Raw genomic sequence first — 18,245 nt, forward strand, 5'->3', positions numbered from 1 at the left:
CCTCACATCCGGAAGACGCCGAAGCCGCCCCGCGCGCCCTCGTAGGGGGCGGTGTGGATGGCGGACAGGCACAGGCCGAGGACGGTGCGGGTGTCGCGCGGGTCGATGACCCCGTCGTCGTACAGCCGCCCGGACAGGAACATGGGCAGCGACTCGGACTCGATCTGCTGCTCGACCATGGCGCGCAGGGCAGCGTCGCCGTCCTCGTCGTACGGCTGTCCCTTCGCGGCGGCCGACTGGCGGGCGACGATCGACAGCACGCCGGCGAGCTGCTGCGGGCCCATGACTGCCGACTTGGCGCTGGGCCAGGCGAACAGGAAACGGGGGTCGTAGGCGCGCCCGCACATGCCGTAGTGGCCGGCGCCGTAGGAGGCGCCCATGAGGACCGAGATGTGCGGGACTTTCGAGTTACTGACCGCGTTGATCATCATCGCGCCGTGCTTGATGATCCCGCCCTGCTCGTACTCCTTGCCGACCATGTAGCCGGTGGTGTTGTGCAGGAAGAGGAGCGGGATGTCCCGCTGGTTGGCGAGCTGGATGAACTGGGCGGCCTTCTGCGACTCCGCGGAGAACAGGACGCCCTGTGCGTTCGCCAGCACCCCCACGGGATAGCCGTGCAGGGTGGCCCAGCCCGTCGTCAGGCTGGTCCCGTACAGCGGCTTGAACTCGTCGAAGTCGGAGGCGTCGACGAGCCGGGCGATCACCTCGCGCGGGTCGAAGGGGACCTTGAGGTCGCCTGGGACGATGCCCAGGAGTTCGTCTGCGGGGTACTTGGGGGGTTCTGCCGGGCCCGGATCCTGGTGCGCCTTGCGGTGGTTGAGGCGGGCGACCACCCGGCGCGCCTGGCGCAGCGCGTCCGGCTCGTCGACGGCGAGGTGGTCGGCGAGACCCGACACGCGCGCGTGCATCTCCGCGCCGCCCAGGGACTCGTCGTCGCTCTCCTCGCCGGTGGCCATCTTCACCAGGGGCGGTCCGCCGAGGAAGACCTTGGCGCGCTCCTTGACCATGATCACGTGGTCGGACATGCCGGGGATGTAGGCGCCGCCGGCGGTGGAGTTGCCGAAGACGACCGCGATGGTGGGGATGCCGGCGGCCGAGAGCCGGGTGAGGTCCCGGAAGATGGCGCCTCCGGGGATGAAGATCTCCTTCTGGGACGGCAGATCGGCACCTCCCGACTCGACCAGACTGATGCAGGGCAGCCGGTTGGCGAGGGCGATGTCGTTGGCGCGCAGGGCCTTCTTCAGCGACCAGGGGTTGCTGGCGCCGCCGCGCACGGTGGGGTCGTTGGCGGTGATCAGGCACTCCACGCCTTCGACGACCCCGATCCCGGTGACCAGCGAGGCGCCGACGGCGTAGTCGCTGCCCCAGGCGGCCAGCGGCGACAGCTCAAGGAACGGCGTGTCGGGGTCGAGGAGGAGTTCGATGCGCTCGCGGGCGAGGAGTTTGCCGCGTGCCCGGTGCCATGCGACGTACTTGTCGCCGCCGCCCGCGAGGGCCTTGGCGTGCTCGGCCTCCAGGTCGGTGAGCTTGGCGAGCATGGTGTCGCGGTTCGCCCGGTAGTCGGGGGTGTGGGTGTCGAGCGTGGTCTCGATGACCGTCACAGCAGGGCCTCCGGGATGTCCAGGTGGCGGGAGCGAAGCCATTCGCCGAGGGCCTTGGCCTGGGGGTCGAAACGGTGTTGGGCGGCCACACCCCGGCCGAGGATGCCTTCGACGGTGAAGTTGACGGCGCGGAGGTTGGGCAGGAGATGCCCGGTGACGGTCAGTTCACGGCTCTCGGGTATGAGGTGCCGGAAGGTGTCGACGGTCAGGGTGTGTGCGAGCCACCGCCAGGCCTCGTCCGAGCGCACCCAGACGCCGACGTTGGCGTTCCCGCCCTTGTCACCGCTGCGGGCCCCGGCGACAAGGCCGAGGGGCACCCGCCGGGTGGGACCGGCCGGGAGCGGCTCGGGCAGCGGCGGTCGCGGCGGATCCTGGAGTACGAGGGTGTCCTGGGCCGACGGCACAGGTATCCGTCGCCCGTCATGGAGGACGGCCACATGGGGCACCTCGCCCTGGGGGACGTACACATCCTCGAAGACCCCATAGGGCGCGCCCTTGCCAGGTGGTGCGAGCACATGGAAGCCGGGGTAGCTGGCGAGCGCGAGTTCCACGGCGGCTCCGCTCAGCGCCCGACCGACGGCTTCCTGGTCCTGGTCCCGTACGACGAGCCGCAGCAGAGCGCTGGCCGTCTCCTCGGTGTCCGCGTCGGCCCGGTCGGTGCGCACCAGCTCCCACCGCACCTCCTGCGGGGGCGACTTGGCGAGGGCGTCGGCCATCTGCTCCCGTACCAGATCCGCCTTGGCCTCGATGTCGAGCCCGGTGAGGACGAAGACGACCTCGTTGCGGAAGCCGCCCAGCCGGTTGCGGCCGACCTTGAGGGTCGGGGGCGGTGCCTCGCCCCGCACGCCCTCGATCCGTACCCGGTCCGGGCCGTCCTGGCTCAGCCGTACGGTGTCGAGGCGGGCGGTGACGTCGGGGCCCGCGTACCGGGCGCCGCCGGTCTCGTAGAGGAGCTGGGCGGTCACCGTGCCGACGTCGACGAAGCCGCCGGTGCCGGGGTGCTTGGTGATCACGCAGCTGCCGTCCTCGTGGAGTTCGGCGAGTGGGAAGCCGGGCCGCCGGAGATCTCCGGGAGTCTCGTCGAAGAACGCGTAGTTGCCGCCGGTGGCCTGCGTTCCGCACTCCAGGACGTGTCCGGCGACGACGGCGCCCGCGAGCCGGTCGTACTCCTGCCGCCGCCAGCCGAAGTGGGCGGCGGCCGGTCCGGTGACGAGGGCGGCGTCGGTGACCCGGCCGGTGACCACGACGTCGGCGCCGGCCCGCAGGCACTCGGCGATCCCGAAGCCGCCGAGGTAGGCGTGGGCGGCGAGGCTGCCGGGGTGGGCGGCGGTGAGGTCGTCGCCCTCCACATGTGCGACGCGCACGGGGATGCCGAGCCGGTCGGCCAGCGTCCGCACCGCGTCGGCGAGTCCGGCGGGGTTGAGGCCGCCGGCGTTGGTGACGATCCTGACGCCGCGTTCCTGGGCGAGGCCCAGGCAGTCCTCCAACTGGCGGAGGAAGGTGCGGGCGTATCCGGCGCCAGGGTCCTTCAGCCGGTCGCGGCCCAGGATGAGCATGGTCAGCTCGGCGAGGTAGTCACCGGTGAGCACGTCGAGTTCGCCGCCGATGAGCATCTCGCGCAGGGCGTCGGAGCGGTCGCCGTAGAAGCCGGAGGCGTTGCCTATGCGCAGGGTCACGCGGTGCCGCCCTTCGGGGTGCGGCCGGTGCCGGGCGGGCCCGCGAAGGCCTGGGCGATGTCGAGCCAGCGGTCGGCGTCGGGGCCGACGGCGCGCACGGCGAGATCCCTCCGGTGGGCGCGCTGGGTGACCAGGAGGCAGAAGTCGAGTGCGGGGCCGGTGACGCGCTGCGGGGCGGCTTCGGGGCCGTAGGTCCACAGCTCGCCGTCCGGGCCGGTGATCTCCACCCGGAACTCCTCGGGGGGACGGGTGAGGCCGTGTACCAGGTAGGCGAAGTTCCTCGCGCGCACCCCGATGCGGACCACATGTCGGAGCCGGGCGGTAGGGGCGCGGACCACACCCAGGGCGTCGGCGATGTCCTGGCCGTGGGCCCAGGTCTCCATAAGCCGGCCGGTGGCCATGGAGGCGGCGGACATAGGAGGCCCGAACCAGGGGAAGCGGGTGCCGGGTGCGGCCTCCCGCAGGGCCCGGTCGAGCGCGGTCCGGCCCTCGCGCCAGCGGGACAGCAGCTCGGCGGGCGGGAGCCGGGCGCCGTCCTCGGCGCCGTCGTCGACGAACGTGTCGGGGGCGGCGAGAGCCTTCTCGGCCTCCGCGCGGAAACCGTCCTCGTCCGTCACGGCGAGCAGTGCGGCGCGGTCGGTCCAGTGCAGATGGGCGATCTGGTGGGCGATGGTCCAGCGAGGCGCGGGAGTGGCGAGAGCCCACCGCTCGGTCCCCAACTCGGCTACCAGCCGGTCGAGTTCCGTGCTCTCCTCGCGCAGGTCGTCGATGACGGGCGTCGGCTCGGACATGGGGAGGAGCATGGCAGCGAGCCAAGAAACAATCAAGCACGCTTGCATGAATTTGCGTCCGCGGCCGCCGCGGGAGCTTGGCCCGGGGACGGTCCTTGGCGCTGGACGCCCAGACCGTGAAGAAGATCCAGCGCCCGGCCAACGGCTGTCAGGACGCGCTGCCCTTCCCCTCCGCCTGAAGGCCGGCCGCCGCCTCGACGCCCACTACCGTCCGTCGGCCGCGCCCCACCTGGGTGCGCACCGCGCCGATGCTCGCCGCGATGACGAAGGCGATGGCGGCCGCCTGGGTGGCCGTCAGGGCCTGGTCGAGTATGAGGAAGCCGGCGGTGGCGGCGATGGCCGGTTCCAGGCTCATGAGAACGGCGAAGGTGTGCGCGGGAAGGCGCCGCAGAGCGAGGAGTTCGAGGGTGTAGGGCAGAACGGAGGAGAGCACCGCGACCGACGAGCCAAGGGCGACGGTGGTCGGGTCGAGGAGCTTGGGACCGGCGTCGGCGATGCCCAGCGGCAGGAAGAGCAGGGCCGCGACCGCCATGGCCAGGGCCAGACCGTCGGCCTGCGGGAAGCGGCGGCCGGTGCGGGCGCTGAAGATGATGTAGGTGGCCCACATGGCGCCGGCTCCCAGGGCCAGGCCGACACCCACGGGGTCGAGGCCGCTGAAGTCCCCGCCGCCGAGCAGGAAGACGCCGCCCAGCGCTAGTCCCGCCCAGAGGGCGTTGATCAGGCGCCGGGAGGCCAGCACGGACAGGGCGAGCGGTCCGAGCACTTCGAGGGTGACGGCGAGGCCCAGCGGGATGCGGTCGACGGCCTCGTAGAAGAGGCCGTTCATCGCACCCATGGTGATGCCGAAGACGATCACCGTGCCCCAGTCGGTGCGGGAGTGGCCGCGCAGCCGTGGCCGGCAGACGACGAGCAGGATCACGGCGGCCGCGAGGAGCCGCAGGGTCACCACGCCGAGGGCGCCCGCCCTGGGCATCAGGGTGACCGCGAGGGCGCCGCCGAACTGCACGGAGATCCCGCCGGCCAGCACCAGGCCGACGGGACCGAGCGAGCCGAACCGGCCGGGGACGCCGGTGGCGGCGGACGCGGACACGGGGACGGGCGTGGGCACCGACGTCGGCTGCTGTGAGGTGCTGGGGGTGGTCACGGGCGGTCCAGGAGATTCGTTGTTCAGTACGATGCACTTCTCAGTTCAGAGTAATAGACTTGGACAGGCGTGTGAACCCCTTATGGGACTGTCCTGGATGCTGAGATGCCGAGCCGTCGAGAAAGTCTCGAAACACGTTCGGCCCCGCCCCCTGAATTCGCCGCGCGGAGTTCATGGCGTGCGCGCTGTGCGCAACGGGCTCGGAGTTCGCGAAGAAGGAGCTGAGCAGCGCCTTCGCGCTCGGGCGCGCCGCCTGGGCGACCACAGGAACAGCGAGCGCGGACAGTGCGACCGCACGCACCGGACAGAACGGCGGCCTCGACGCGTATACACACGTGAATCCCCCTGGGATCGCGAGGCCCGGCGGGTCGCCCCCGGCCGGGCCCATGCTGGTCCAACTGGTGCGGACGCCACCAGGCAACAGCCCGCCGCAGCCACCACCGACGACGGTCTGCCGACGGAGGCGGTCCTCAAAGCGCAGTGCCAGCAGGGGTGGGGTGACACTGAGCACCGGGGCCCCCGGTACGGCGGGTTGCCGTACCGGGGCGCCGGACGCCCGGCGGAGGTCAGGTGGTGATCTCCTCGCCGCACACATCCCAGGCCCTGGTGAATCCGGCGCATGGAACGGCGCCGGTTTTCTGCCGGGTCACCGGCGCTTTTTGACAAGCTCGCCGCTGTTGACGCTCCAGGAAATGGACGAGCCGGGTTCGGTGGAGGCGTGGGTGCCGCCACCGATCCCGGCCGTCGCATTCGCCGCGATGTGGTCGACCTATGTGTCGATTACGGCATCCAGATCGCTGAGAGCGTATTCGCCGTAGTCGAATGCCGCCGCCAGCTGCGTCAGCGATGCGTACTGAGCGCCGGTGATCGTGAATTGGTGCGGCGCCCGTGAAGCCTGGGGCCGTAGATGTTGAAGGTGCGCTCGACGTCGGCGAGCGTCGCGGCCTCGATATCCGCGGCCTTCAGGGCCCTGAACGCGTCTTCGACGCCGATGCCGGTGCGCAGCGCCGCGTCGAAGACGCGGATCGCGTCGATCGCCTCCCCGATCTTCTTGCCCGGGAGGAAATTGGTCGCTGCCCATGCGCAGCCGCCGGCGCTGCCGTGCCAGCAGTCCACGAAGTCCTGGGCGAGGATGTCCCAGGCGACCTTGGCGATGATCTTGGTGATGCCCTCGATCAGCTCAAGCTTGGTGAAATAGCGGGTGATCTGCTGGGACAGATCGGTGAAGGTGTTCGTGCCGACGAACACCGTGTCCTCTCGCGGGCAGCCGGACTCCGTGGCCGGGACGTCCGGGTTGGTGCACACGTAGAAGCTGACGGTGGCGTTGAAGTGCAGGGTGAACTGCACGGTGCAGCCGCTGAGTCCGACGTCGATGACGCAGTCGTTGTCCTGGTGGGGATCTCCGATCGGATCGATCTTGTCGACGACGTAGAAGCTGTTCGCCACCCCCGTTCCGGCCCCTGTGCTGACCTGCTGGTTGGCCTGCGCGTTGGCCGCCTCCGTGGCTGCCTGCTGGGCGGATTCGGCGTACTTCTGGGCGTTCTTGGCGGCTTCTTCGGCGGCGGTGGCCTGGGCGTCGGCGTCCTTTGCGGCCGCCCGGGCGTCCACGGCCGCCTGTTCCGCCTGGTCGGCGGAGTTGCGGGCGGCCTGGGCGTCGAGGGCGGCGGCGTCCGCGGAGTCGCGGGCCTGCGTGGCGTAGCCGTCGGCGCGGCCGGCGGCGTCGTCGGCGGCCTTGGCGTCGGCGGTGGCCTGCATGTCGTAGTCGATGGTGCGGGCGAGGGACTGGGCGGCCTTGGAGGCATACCCGGCGGCCTCGGCGGAGTAGTCCAGGGCCTCCTTCGCGGAGGCGCGGGCGGCGGCTGCGTATCCGGCGGCTTCGGCGGCCAGGGTGTAGGCGGCCTTGGCGTCGCCGGTGGCCGCGTTGGCGGTGCTCGCCGCCTGGGCGGCGGCCTCCTGGGCGTTCTGGGCGTGGGCCTCGGCGACGGCCTGCTGCTGCTGGGCAATCGTCTTGGTGGACTGCCCGGTCAGGACGGCGAGGCCGGCGGCGGGGTCGGTGGTCACGTACGGGGCGCCGAGTTGGACGGCGTCGTTGGCGGGAGCGGCCACCTGGAGGGCGGCGTTACCGGCGTCGACGGCGGCCTGGGAGGCGGCGTAGGCGTGTCCGGATGCGACGTTGGCGCCGGCGATCGCGGTCTGGGCGGCCGTGTTATACCTACACCTACCGGAGTTGCGGGCCGTCCGGGGCGGCGGCTCGCATGCCGGGCCACGGCTCCTCGTCGCGGAACAGGGGGCGGCCGTCGGGGAGTGTGGTGGGCACGTTCGCCCCGTAGTCGGCCTCCACGTAAGTCTCCATGTGGGCCTCGTACATGGGTTGGGGCCATAGTCCCGCGGCCGCGTACACGTCGTAGTCGTACACGTTCCCGTACGGCTGCTGGTAGGCGTACCCGTCGCCCTGCGCGCCCGTGTAGGAGGCCTGGGGCACCCCCGTCCCCACGGCCCCTGCCGCCGGTGCGGCGCCGCCCTGGTCCACGAACAGCGGCAGCCGTAGCTCGCCGGTGTCCATCACCGCGTTGTTCTGGGAGCGGTGCAGGCGGGAGTAGGCGCCGCCGCGGGCGAGGAGTTCGTCGTGACGGCCGGTTTCGACGATGCGACCGCGGTCGACGACGAGGATGCGGTCGGCGTCGGGGGCGAGGTTGAGGTCGTGGGTGATCATGATGGTCGTACGGCCGGTCATCAGGCGCCGTAGCGGCTTGACGACGCGGCGCGCGGCCATCGCGTCCAGGCCGGTGGTCGGTTCGTCGAGGACGAGGACGGGCGCGTCGCGCAGGATCGCCCGGGCGATGGCCAGGCGCTGGAGCTGGCCGCCGGAGAGCCGGGCCGAGTTGGGGTCGACCTTGGTGTCGTAGCCGTCGGGGAGCCGGACGATGAAGTCGTGCGCGTCGGCGGCCCTGGCGGCGTCCTCGATGGCCTGTTCGCTGGCGCCGGGGCGGCCGCAGGCGATGTTGGCGCGGACGGTGTCGTGCAGGACGAGGGTCTCCTGCGGGAGCAGGGTGATGTACTCGCGCAGCCTGGCGAGGGGGAAGTCGCGGATCGGGACGCCGTCGAGGAGGATCTCGCCGCTGTCGGGGTCGTAGAAGCGGAGCAGCATCTTGGAGACGGTGGACTTGCCGGCGCCGCTGGGCCCGGTGATGATCACGAGTTCGCCGGGGCTGACCGTGAAGGAGAGGCCCTCCAGGGCCGCCCGGTCGGCACCGGGGTAGCGGAAGCCGACGTCGCGGAGCTCGACGGTGCCGTCGGGGCGGCCGGTGTCGGTGCCGGTGCCGCGGCGCGGGTCGGTGACCGACGGCCGCACGTCGAGGATCTCGATCAGCCGTTCGGCGCCGGCCGTGGCGGCGGTGACGGTGAGGCCGAGCTGGGCGAGGCCGCGCACGGGCGGGTAGAGGTAGCCGAGGAAGGCGGAGAAGGCGAGGAGCTGGCCGAGGGTCATCCGGCCGGTGGAGATCTCCCAGGCGCCGATGCCGATCACCGCGAGGACGCAGACGGTCTCGATGACCTGGACGATCTGCTCGTAGGCCTCGTTGAGGCGGGTGGAGCGGACGGAGGCGCGGAACCAGGCGCTCGCCTCCTCGTTCAGGCGACGGCGCTCGGCGTCACGGCGGTCGTACGCCTGTGTCAGCACGATGTTGCCGAGGGACTCCTCGACCACGGAGGTGATCGCGCCGTCGGCGACCCGGCCCTCCCTGGACACGTCCTTGATGGAGCCGGAGAAGCGGCGGGCGGCCAGCCAGAACAGGGGTGCGAGGACGAAGGTGGCGGCGGCCAGGTCCCAGCGCAGCCAGACTGCGGCGGCCGCGTAGAACAGGGCGCTGAACAGGGCCGATGCGGCGCCCACGAGCCCGGACACCACCATGGTCTCGATGGCCTCGACGTCGCTGGTCAGGCGGGAGAGCAGGTCGCCCTGGCGGTGGCGCTGGAAGAAGTGCGGGGGCAGCTGCTGGACATGGTCGAAGACGTGTTCGCGCAGCCGCATGACGAAGCGTTCGGTGACCCAGGCGGCGGTGGAGTTGCCGGCGTACGCGACGATCGCGCCGACGATCGCGATGCCCAGCCACTGGCCGGCCGGGCTCCAGAAGGCGCGGAGCGAGCCCTGCCGCAGGGCGTGGTCGGTGAGGTCGCCGAAGAGCAGGATGGCCTCGGTCTCGGCGAGCGCGGCGATCACCGTGCACACCCAGACGATCACCAGCCAGCCGCGCAGGCCCCGGGTCAGCGGCCAGAAGCGGCGGAAGGCGGTGCGGGCCGGGATGGCGGGCGTGTGGTCGCCGTCCTCGTCGTACTCGTACTCGTCCTCGTATTCCGAGTCGTCGACTTCGTACTCGTATTCCGTTCCTTCACTCTCCTTTGCGTGCATTTCCCACGACCTCCGCTCTCCGACGCTGGAATTACGGGAATTCAGGAGTGAAAAAGGACCGACGGCGAACCGTCGGTCCCTTTTAAGGCTGGCTCAGTTGTCCTGGCCGGGGATCGGCTTCGGAAGCGGCTTGTGGGCCTTCTTCTTCGGCTTCGGCGGGGGCGGCGGGGGCAGCTGCTTCTTGGGCTTGGGGGGCAGCGGGGCGAGCTTCTTGAGGCCCATTCCGACTCCTTGAGAGTTCGAAGTGCAAGTGGTGCAGGATGGAGCGAGAATTCTCTTGGGCAACGTCCGGGGATTTCGGATCGTCATCCTCGGCAATCCCCGCCGCCCGACACCGATGAACTTACACGGCCCGGATCTCAAGGAACAGCAAAGTCGGCTTGCGAAAGGCAAACAGGTGCTGTGAATACCTGGGTAACAGCTGTATAACGGCCCCGAACCTGAGAGTTCTCTTATGAACCTGAGAGCCGGCTTATGAAGCGCGGCGGGCAATGTACACGTCGAACGCCTTGTGGAGCAGCTTGTTGAGCGGGAAGTCCCACTCCCCCAGGTACTCGACGGCCTCCCCGCCTGCGCCCACCTTGAAACGGAGCAGCCCCAGCAGGTGGTTGGACTCCTCCAGGGTGTCGGTGATGCCTCTGAAGTCGTATACGGAGGCGCCGAGTTCATGGGCGTCGCACATCATCCGCCACTGGATGGCGTTGTTGGGCTGGACCTCGCGCCTGCGGCTGGTGGAGGCGCCGTAGGAGTACCAGACGTGCCCGCCGACGGTGAGCATGGTCGCGGCGGCGAGCACCTCGCCCTCGTGGTGGGCGAGGTAGAGGCGCATACGGTCGGGGTGTTCGGCGGTGAGGGCGGTCCACATGCGCTGGAAGTAGGAGAGGGGGCGCGCGATGAAGCGGTCGCGCTCGGCGGTCTCGGCGTACAGCGTGTAGAAGGCGGGCAGGTCCTCGTATCCGCCGCGGACGACCTTGACCCCGGCCTTCTCGGCCTTCTTCACATTGCGCCGCCACTGCTGATTGAGCCCGCGCTGGATGTCGTCCAACGACCTTCCGGCGAAAGGAACCTGGAACACATACCGGGGCTGCCCGGCCGCGAACCCCTCCTCCCCGCCCGCCTCCGCCTGCCGCCACCCCATCCGGCGCAGCCGTTCGCCGAGTTCGAGGGCACGGGGATCCTCCGAGGTCGCCTCGGCGTCCCGCAGCCGCCGGGCGGCGGGATCGGCGATCGCCTCCTTCACCGCGTCCGCACCCCACCGTCGTACGACGACCGGCGGCCCCATCTTCACCGCGAAAGCGCCGCGCTGCTTCAGATACGCCAGCAGCGGATCGAGCCAGCGCTCGAGCCCCGGGTCGTGCCAGTCGATGACAGGCCCCTCCGGCAGGTAGGCGAGACACCGCTTCACCTTGGGCAACGCCCGCAACAACACCAGCCCGGCCCCGACGATCCGCCCCTCCCCGTCGAACCAGCCCAGACTCTCCGCCCGCCAGTCGGCCTTCACCTCTCCCCAGGACGGCACCTGCATATGGCTGACGGACGGCCGGGAACCGGCGAAGGCGAGATGCTCGGCACGGCTGATGGGCTGAAGGCGAAGGGCTGCTGTCATCGGCGGGGACTCCTCGGCTGCGGGACCGGTCATTCCGTCAAGGACAACAGACGCACCCCGAGCGGTTGCCTTCCCCACGCCGCCGAGGACCGCGTGTCACGGAAACGCTCACCGACGCTCCGGGGCGCCCGGCCCGGACCGTCCTGAGCTGCGCCCGCCGGACAGGCCGCAAGGAGCCTCGGTGGCCGCCGCCCTCCCGTCCCTCGGCCCGAACACCGCCAACGCCTCCGTATCGGTCACCCGGGAGTTGAGGTAGCAGTCCGCCCACTCCGCGATGTCCGGGTATGCGCATTCGGCACGGAGCCGGGCCACCGCCGCCGGGATGTCGTACGACGTCACACGCAGGTCGGTCCCGGGGCCCAGGAGGCACCAGTGGGCGCCCGGACGGCCGTAGGGCATGCCCACACTGCCGGGGTTGACGACCAGGCGGCCGTGGGCGAGGCGGGTGAACGGCATGTGGGTGTGGCCGCAGACGACGGTTCCGATGTCGGGGCCGAGGCCGGCGAACACCTCCGCCCAGCGGTCCGAGGTGGAGTCGACCAGGACGATCTCCTCGTCGTCGCGGGGAGTCGCGTGGCAGAACAGGACCCGGCCCATGCCTCGAATCGTGAGAGTGGCCGTCTTGGGGAGGGCAGCGAGGAAGTCGACCTGTTCGGCGGTGAGCGCGTCCGCCGCGAACGGACCTATCGGGTCGGGGATTTCGGTACGTTCGCCCCTGCGGTACTCGACCAACTCCCGGTCCGCGTTTCCCGACAGCCACAGCACCCGGTCGCCCAGCTCGCGCAACGCGTCGATCACCTGGCCCGGTTGCGGGCCCGCCGTGATGTCGCCGGTGAGGACGATGCGGTCGGCCGTGGACACGTCCGGTTCCGCGAGGACCGCCTCAAGCGCCGGTAACACCCCGTGGATGTCGGAGAGGACCGCCACCCGGTTCCATCCAGCCTCGCGCAAGGTCACTTCCCCTCCCCCTCCAACCCCTCCGCCAGCACTTCCGCCAGATGCCGCCCCCGCACCCCCGCCAGCTGTTCCAGCTGGGTCCGGCAGGAGAAGCCGTCCGCCAGGATCACCGTGTCCTCCGCCGCCTCGGCCACCGCCGGCAGCAACTGTTCCTCCGCACACGCCCTCGACACCTCGAAGTGGCCTTTCTCGAAACCGAAGTTGCCGGCCAGGCCGCAGCAGCCGCCCGTCAGGTCACCGTTGAGGGCGGCGGCCTGGCGGAGGCGGCGGTCGGCGGTGTCGCCCAGTACCGCGTGCTGGTGGCAGTGGGTCTGACCGGTGACCGGGCGGTCCAGGCGGGGCGGGGCCCAGTCGGGGGCCAGGCGTTCCAGGGCCTCCGCGAAGGTGACCACCGCCCCCGCGAGGTGTGCCGCACGCGGGTCGTCCGGGAGGAGTTCCGGCAGATCCGCGCGCAGGGCTGCCGCACAGCTGGGTTCCAGGACCACGAACAGGGGCGCGTCCCCCGGCTCCGGGACCAGGAACGGCTCCAGCAGATCCAGGGTGCGGCGCAGCACCGCGCGGGCACGGTCCAGTTGGCCCGTCGAGATGTACGTCAGACCGCAGCAGGCCCGGGGGGAGCGGCCGAGCCGGCCCGGCAACAGGCCGGGCCACCGGGCCTTCCCACCTCGCGTCGGCAGCTCCAGCACTCCCACTCCCGCCGCCTCCAGCACCCGTACGGCCGCCCGGCCCACGGACGGTGACAGGTACTCGGTGAACGTGTCCGGCCAGAGGAAGACCCTGCGCGCCGGAGGGTCCGGGTGGTGACCCGGCCGCGCCTCCGCCGCCCGGCCGCGCGGGCGCCGCCGCTGCCACCGGCTGAAGGGCTCCCTCGCCAGGCGCGGGATCCCGCGTTCCGGTGCGATACCGCCAAGGCGTTTGGCCAGCGCCGCCAGCGGTCCTACCGAGGCGAGCGCGTTGGCCGCCCACGCCGTGCGGGTGCGTGCCGTCAACTCCAGCCACCTCGGCAGCCAGCCCATGCTGTAGTGCGACGAAGGACGGCGACGGCCCTCGTAGTGGTGGTGCAGGAACTCCGCCTTGTATGTCGCCATGTCCACCCCCACCGGGCAGTCCGACCGGCAGCCCTTGCAGGACAGGCACAGGTCCAGCGCGTCCCGGACCTCCTCCGAACGCCAGCCGTCCGTCACCAGCTCGCCCGCCAGCATCTCGTGCAGCAGCCGGGCCCGGCCGCGCGTCGAGTGCTCCTCCTCGCCCGTCGCCCTGAACGACGGGCACATCACGGAGGAGCCGGACACCGCGGTCGTACGGCACTTCGCCACACCCACGCAGCGGCGGACGGCCGCGGAGAAGTCGCCGTCGTCGGTGGGGTAGGCGAAGGCCACCGGCAGTGACTCGCGGGGGAGGACGGAGAAGCGGAGGTTCGAGTCCAGGGGGGCGGGACGGACCAGGATGCCCGGGTTGAGGAGGTCGTCCGGGTCCCAGAGGGCCTTGGCGCGCTCGAAGAGAGTCACCATCTCCTCGCCGTACATCCTCGGCAGCAGTTCGGCTCTCGCCTGGCCGTCCCCGTGCTCCCCGGAGAGCGAGCCGCCGTGGGCGACGACGAGGCCGGCCAGCTCCTCCGAGAAGCGGCGGAAGCGGGCCACGCCAGCCTCGCTGAGCAGGTCGAAGTCGATGCGGACGTGGATACAGCCGTCACCGAAGTGGCCGTACGGGGTGCCGCGCAGGGCGTGGGCCGACAGCAGGCCTCTGAAGTCCCGCAGGTACGCGCCCAGGCGGGCGGGCGGTACCGCGCAGTCCTCCCAGCCGGGCCAGGCCTCGCTGCCGTCCGGCATCCGTGTCGCCGTACCGGAGGCGTCCTCGCGGATGCGCCAGAGTGCGCGCTGCCCGGCCGGGTCGGTGACGACCAGCGCGTCGAGGACATCCGCCGCCCGGACGACCGACTCCGCACGCGCCCGTGCCGCCGCGGCCGAGTCCCCGCCCGTCTCCACGAACAGCCAGGCGCCACCGCGCGGCAGTCCGGCCGGGGACCGCACCAGGTCGGCGGCCATGCCCTCGACCGTGAGCGGGGCGGCGGGGAGCAGCCCGGCCGCCGCCTCCGCCGCCGCGCTCTCGTCGGCGTACCCCAGCACCGCCAGCGCACGCGCGCGGGGTGACTCGACAAGGCGGACGGTCGCCTCCGTGAGGATTCCCAGCGTGCCCTCGCTGCCACAGAAGGCGCGGGCCACGTCGGCGCCCCTCTCGGGGAGCAGGGCGTCCAGCGCGTAACCGGAGATACGGCGGGGCAGCTCCGGGAATCCGGTGCGCAGGCGGGCCAGCTCCCCGGCCACCAGTTCGCGCAGGCCCTCCGGTGCCCCGGCCCAGTCCTGCCCCAGCCGCAGCCGCCCGCCCCGCGCGGTGATCACGTCCAGCTCCCGGACGCTGTCCGCCGTCGTACCCCAGGCCACACTGTGCGAGCCGCACGAGTTGTTGCCGATCATCCCGCCGAGCGTGCAGCGGCTGTGCGTGGAGGGGTCGGGGCCGAAACGCAGGCCGTGCGGGGCGGCGGCCTCCTGGAGACGGTCCAGGACCAGCCCCGGCTGGACGACGGCCGTACGGGTGGACGCGTCCAGGTCGACCAGACGGTTCATATGGCGGGTGAAGTCAAGGACCACGCCCGTGCCCGTCGACTGTCCCGCGATCGACGTGCCCCCGCCCCGGGCGACCACCGGCACCCCGTGGGCACGGCACACCTCCAGTACGGCCGCCACGTCGTCCGTGTCCCGAGGGGCCACCACCCCCAGCGGGACCCGCCGGTAGTTGGACGCGTCCATGGTGACCAGCGCCCGCGACGTGATGCCGAACCCCACCTCGCCCCGGACGGCCCTGCGCAGTTCAGCCTCCAGTTCGACCATGCCTCCCAGTCTGCCCGCCGGCACCGACAGTGACGCGGGACGACGGCCGCGGAACCGTCTCGCACCCCCACACCCGCCCGTCTCACCCGACGGACTACATTTCGACCGCGTTTCCTCCAACCACTACGCTCGCCCCGTGGCTGACATCCAGATCCCCGCTGACATCAAGCCCGCCGACGGACGCTTCGGCGCGGGCCCCTCCAAGGTGCGGACGGAGGCGCTGGACGCGCTCGCCGCCACCGGTACCTCTCTCATGGGCACCTCCCACCGCCAGGCCCCGGTGAAGAACCTGGTCGGCCAGGTCCGCGAGGGCATCAGCTCCCTGTTCTCCCTCCCGGACGGCTACGAGGTCGTCCTCGGCAACGGCGGATCCACCGCCTTCTGGGACGTCGCCACCCACGGTCTGATCGACGGCAAGTCGCAGCACCTGAACTTCGGCGAGTTCTCGTCCAAGTTCGCCAAGGCCGCCAAGCTCGCCCCCTGGCTGGCCGAGCCCACCGTCATCGCCTCCGACCCGGGCACCCACCCGGAGCCGCGCGCCGAGGCCGGCGTGGACGTCTACGCCTTCACGCACAACGAGACCTCGACCGGTGTCGCCATGCCGATCGAGCGGGTCTCCGGGGCCGACGAGGGCGCGCTCGTGCTCGTCGACGCCACCTCCGGCGCGGGCGGCCTCCCCGTGGACGTCACCGAGACCGACGTCTACTACTTCGCCCCGCAGAAGTCCTTCGCCTCCGACGGCGGCCTGTGGATCGGCGTCTTCTCCCCGGCCGCGATCGAGCGCGCCGAGCGCGTCCACGCGTCCGGGCGTCACGTACCGGAGTTCTTCAGCCTGCCCACGGCGATCGACAACTCCCGCAAGAACCAGACGTACAACACCCCGGCACTCGCCACCCTCTTCCTGCTCAACCAGCAGCTGGAGTGGCTCAACGGCCAGGGCGGTCTGGCGTGGTCGACGGCCCGTACGAAGGACTCCTCGACCCGGCTGTACAGCTGGGCGGAGGGGAGCAAGTACGCCACCCCGTTCGTCGCCGACCCGGCGCAGCGCTCCCAGGTCATCGGCACGATCGACTTCGCCGACGAGATCGACGCGGCCGCCGTCGCCAAGGTGCTGCGCGCCAACGGCGTCGTCGACACCGAGCCCTACCGCAAGCTCGGCCGCAACCAGCTCCGGGTCGCGATGTTCCCGGCGATCGACCCGGCCGACGTCGAGGCGCTGACCAAGTGCGTCGACTACGTGATCGAGAAGCTCTGATCACTTCCGTACGACGGTGAGAGGCGCCCGGTGTACGCACACCGGGCGTCAGTGCCGGCGGGTGGGTGTGCGCCGCAGCCGGCGCAGCCCGAAGAGGGCGAGCAGGGCGACGCCGACGGCGATGGCGCCGACCTTGATCCGGCCGGTGGCGGGACTGCCGCTGCCCCCGTCGGCGGCCGAACTCCCGCTTCCCGTCGATGACTTCCCGGCCGCCGTCCCGCCCGGCACGTCCTCGGCCTGCACCGGGCTGTCGGAGCCCTCACTCCCGTACATCAGCCTGGTCCCGTCGGTGGAGTAGCTGACCGACTCGCCCTGCTTCTGGAGCGGCACGTCGAGCCGTCCCTCGCGCTTGATCTTCCCGCCGTTCCAGTCGTAGTAGATGCCGCCGAAGTAGCCGCGTACGGCGAGTTGCCTGCCGTCCGGCGAGAAGGCGGCGTCGGTGGCCCAGAGGTCGACGGTGGCGACGGGCTTGAAGATGTTGGTGCCGGAGGAGGACAGGGTCGCCGGGCCCTCGTAGAGATGCCCGCCGTCCTCCTTCTTGTCGATGATGTACACGCGTCCCGTCTTGGGATGGACGATGAGGGACTCGGCGTTCCGGGCGCCGTTCGAGTACTTGACGATGTACTGCGTGGCCTTGATCGTCTGGGTCTCCAGCACCTTCGGCTCGGGCAGCCGGTAGATCCACACATACGGCCAGCTGCCGTCGAGGTTGTCGCCGATGTCACCGACGTAGATCTGGTTGTCGGGGCCGATGGAGATGGCCTCGACGTCACGGGGTCTGCCGATGCCGCTGAGAGTGACCGTGGCGACGGTCTTCCCGGTCGCGCTGTCGACGGCGTAGATGTAGGGGCCGTCGTCGCTGTCGTTGTGGGTCCAGTAGATGCCGGGGTGGAGGTGGGAGGCGGCGAGACCGCTGGACTCGGTGATGCGCGGGTCCTTGATCGTGAACCCCTGGTCACCGGTGCCGTCGGCGGCGGAGGCGGGGGCGGGGGCCAGGGCCCCCGTGAGCAGGAGCCCGGCGAGGAGGGCTCCGGCGGGGAGGGCGAGCGGTCGTCGGCGCATGGGCCAAGCCTGCCATCCCGCCCGGTGTTCCCCCACGGGGGACGTGGCGGTCCTCACACCCCGTCCCTCCCGCTGATCGTCCATCATGAGCGGATGCTCAGGTTCATGCCCGTCGGGGACTCGATGACCATCGGCAGCGCGGGCGAACACACATGGCGGTACCGCATGTGGCAGCACCTGTGCGCGACCTGCGGCGGCCCGTTCACGCTGGTCGGCCCGCGCGAGACGCTGTACGACAAGCTCGCCGACGCACCCACGTCGTACGCCTACGCCGACCCCGACTTCCCCCGCGCCCACCTGGCCGGCTGGGGCGAGGGCTGGCTGCACATGACCCCGCTGATAGGGGAGGCCGTGCGTTCCTGCCGCGCCGACGTCCTCCTGGTGTCCCTCGGCCTGATCGACCTGGGCTTCTACACGAACGCGGAACAGACGGCGGTGAACGTGCGGTCCTTCGTCGCCGCCGCACGGGAGGCCGAGCCGCGCATCCGCATGGTGGTGCTGCCGGTGATCCCGAACATCCGGGCCGCGTCGGACGTGCGGTTCGCGGAAGAGGTGAACCTCTTCAACGAGCTGCTGGCGAAGGCGGTCGCCGACCTGGACGAGCCCCGGTCACCGCTCCTGCTGGCCTCACCTCCGCCGTCGTACGACATCGACACCGACACCTATGACGGCACCCACCCCAACGCGAACGGCGAGCACCGGATCGCGGAGGCGTTCGCCGTGGCGATGTGGCAGGGGTGGGCTCTGGGCGAGGAGTACGCGGCCGGAACGGACTGACCGGATCCGGACGTTCCCCGGTCACCGTGCGTATCGTCGAACCGCGCGACTGTGGTCGTACGGAGGCGGCCGAGGAGGAG

Annotated in this window: 13 protein-coding genes; 2 read left to right on the plus strand and 11 right to left on the minus strand. The window is 71.2% G+C overall.

Features of this window, described 5'->3' with window-relative positions; genetic code table 11:
- Nucleotides 1-2: 2 nt before the first annotated feature.
- From ACZ7OO_RS20010 to ACZ7OO_RS20055, 10 genes are all read right to left on the minus strand, one after another.
- Nucleotides 3-1,601 carry an acyl-CoA carboxylase subunit beta gene (locus ACZ7OO_RS20010; protein WP_471506099.1) on the minus strand — a complete coding sequence of 533 codons (1,599 nt, stop codon included), beginning with the start codon at nt 1,599-1,601 and terminating at the stop codon, nt 3-5.
- Nucleotides 1,598-3,277 carry an acyclic terpene utilization AtuA family protein gene (locus ACZ7OO_RS20015; protein ID WP_471506100.1) on the minus strand — a complete coding sequence of 560 codons (1,680 nt, stop codon included), beginning with the start codon at nt 3,275-3,277 and terminating at the stop codon, nt 1,598-1,600. The genes ACZ7OO_RS20010 and ACZ7OO_RS20015 overlap by 4 nt, the downstream gene beginning before the upstream one ends.
- The gene (locus ACZ7OO_RS20020; protein ID WP_471506101.1) at nt 3,274-4,068 is read right to left on the minus strand and encodes a TIGR03084 family metal-binding protein; all 795 of its coding nucleotides are present in this window, start codon (nt 4,066-4,068) and stop codon (nt 3,274-3,276) included. The genes ACZ7OO_RS20015 and ACZ7OO_RS20020 overlap by 4 nt, the downstream gene beginning before the upstream one ends.
- 148 nt (nt 4,069-4,216) lie before the next feature.
- A complete protein-coding gene (locus ACZ7OO_RS20025; RefSeq protein ID WP_471506103.1) occupies nt 4,217-5,212 on the minus strand; it encodes an EamA family transporter in 996 nt (331 codons plus the stop codon).
- Between the two features lie 840 nt (nt 5,213-6,052).
- Nucleotides 6,053-7,318, minus strand: coding sequence for a hypothetical protein (locus tag ACZ7OO_RS20030; protein WP_471506105.1), 1,266 nt, complete (start codon nt 7,316-7,318; stop codon nt 6,053-6,055).
- 112 nt (nt 7,319-7,430) lie between these two features.
- Nucleotides 7,431-9,620, minus strand: a complete 2,190-nt coding sequence (locus tag ACZ7OO_RS20035) for an ABC transporter ATP-binding protein (protein WP_471506107.1) — start codon at nt 9,618-9,620, stop codon at nt 7,431-7,433.
- A gap of 93 nt (nt 9,621-9,713) precedes the next feature.
- On the minus strand, nt 9,714-9,842 hold the full coding sequence (locus tag ACZ7OO_RS20040) for a hypothetical protein (protein ID WP_471506109.1): 129 nt from the start codon (nt 9,840-9,842) through the stop codon (nt 9,714-9,716).
- Nucleotides 9,843-10,092: 250 nt separating this feature from the next.
- Nucleotides 10,093-11,226 carry a lipid II:glycine glycyltransferase FemX gene (locus ACZ7OO_RS20045; RefSeq protein ID WP_471506111.1) on the minus strand — a complete coding sequence of 378 codons (1,134 nt, stop codon included), beginning with the start codon at nt 11,224-11,226 and terminating at the stop codon, nt 10,093-10,095.
- Nucleotides 11,227-11,334: 108 nt separating this feature from the next.
- A complete protein-coding gene (locus tag ACZ7OO_RS20050) occupies nt 11,335-12,177 on the minus strand; it encodes a metallophosphoesterase family protein (protein WP_471506113.1) in 843 nt (280 codons plus the stop codon).
- Nucleotides 12,178-12,179: 2 nt separating this feature from the next.
- A complete protein-coding gene (locus tag ACZ7OO_RS20055) occupies nt 12,180-15,071 on the minus strand; it encodes an FAD-binding and (Fe-S)-binding domain-containing protein (protein WP_471506115.1) in 2,892 nt (963 codons plus the stop codon).
- A gap of 136 nt (nt 15,072-15,207) precedes the next feature.
- Between ACZ7OO_RS20055 and serC the strand changes: the two genes are divergently transcribed.
- Nucleotides 15,208-16,326: a phosphoserine transaminase gene (serC, locus tag ACZ7OO_RS20060; protein ID WP_471506117.1), complete on the plus strand. Its 1,119-nt coding sequence runs from the start codon at nt 15,208-15,210 to the stop codon at nt 16,324-16,326.
- A 48-nt stretch (nt 16,327-16,374) separates the two neighbouring features.
- Here the strand turns inward: serC and ACZ7OO_RS20065 are convergent, their stop codons facing one another.
- Entirely contained in the window at nt 16,375-17,388 is a 1,014-nt protein-coding gene (locus tag ACZ7OO_RS20065; protein WP_471506119.1) for a TolB-like translocation protein, read from the minus strand.
- Nucleotides 17,389-17,481: 93 nt separating this feature from the next.
- Between ACZ7OO_RS20065 and ACZ7OO_RS20070 the strand changes: the two genes are divergently transcribed.
- Nucleotides 17,482-18,165, plus strand: a complete 684-nt coding sequence (locus tag ACZ7OO_RS20070; RefSeq protein ID WP_471506121.1) for a GDSL-type esterase/lipase family protein — start codon at nt 17,482-17,484, stop codon at nt 18,163-18,165.
- Nucleotides 18,166-18,245: the final 80 nt, after the last annotated feature.

This window comes from Streptomyces sp. NPDC111744 (assembly GCF_055634995.1).